1 rRNA gene is annotated in these 1311 nt (G+C 52.8%); it reads right to left on the bottom strand.

From position 1 onward, the window contains the following. Positions 1 to 1311, bottom strand: a 23S ribosomal RNA gene (locus ACWYU8_RS21945); the annotation flags it as partial.

The following is a 1311-nucleotide window of genomic DNA, read 5'->3' as shown; positions in this document are numbered from 1 at the left end:
CTTACACACCCTGCCTATCAACGTCGTAGTCTACGACAACCCTTTAGGATACTTTAAGTATCAGGGAGAACTCATCTCAAGGCTCGCTTCCCGCTTAGATGCTTTCAGCGGTTATCGATCCCGAACTTAGCTACCGGGCAATGCGTCTGGCGACACAACCCGAACACCAGAGGTTCGTCCACTCCGGTCCTCTCGTACTAGGAGCAGCCCCTTTCAATTCTCCAACGCCCACGGCAGATAGGGACCGAACTGTCTCACGACGTTCTAAACCCAGCTCGCGTACCACTTTAAATGGCGAACAGCCATACCCTTGGGACCGACTTCAGCCCCAGGATGTGATGAGCCGACATCGAGGTGCCAAACACCGCCGTCGATATGAACTCTTGGGCGGTATCAGCCTGTTATCCCCGGAGTACCTTTTATCCGTTGAGCGATGGCCCTTCCATTCAGAACCACCGGATCACTATGACCTGCTTTCGCACCTGCTCGAATTGTCATTCTCGCAGTCAAGCGGGCTTATGCCATTGCACTAACCTCACGATGTCCAACCGTGATTAGCCCACCTTCGTGCTCCTCCGTTACGCTTTGGGAGGAGACCGCCCCAGTCAAACTACCCACCAGGCACTGTCCGCAACCCCGATCAGGGGTCGACGTTAGAACATCAACACTACAAGGGTGGTATTTCAAGGACGGCTCCACAAATACTGGCGTACTTGCTTCAAAGCCTCCCACCTATCCTACACATGTAGGGTCAATGTTCAGTGCCAAGCTGTAGTAAAGGTTCACGGGGTCTTTCCGTCTAGCCGCGGGTACACTGCATCTTCACAGCGATTTCAATTTCACTGAGTCTCGGGTGGAGACAGCGTGGCCATCATTACGCCATTCGTGCAGGTCGGAACTTACCCGACAAGGAATTTCGCTACCTTAGGACCGTTATAGTTACGGCCGCCGTTTACCGGGGCTTCGATCAAGAGCTTCGACCGAAGTCTAACCCCATCAATTAACCTTCCGGCACCGGGCAGGCGTCACACCGTATACGTCATCTTACGATTTTGCACAGTGCTGTGTTTTTAATAAACAGTTGCAGCCACCTGGTATCTGCGACTCTCAATAGCTCCATCCGCGAGGGACTTCACCGTCGAGAGCGTACCTTCTCCCGAAGTTACGGTACCATTTTGCCTAGTTCCTTCACCCGAGTTCTCTCAAGCGCCTTGGTATTCTCTACCCGACCACCTGTGTCGGTTTGGGGTACGATTCCTTACAATCTGAAGCTTAGAGGCTTTTCCTGGAAGCATGGCATCAATGACTTCA

The organism is Vibrio limimangrovi (assembly GCF_054064025.1).
Note: the sequence above shows the minus strand (reverse complement) of the source record. Positions and strands in the feature narration are given on the sequence as shown.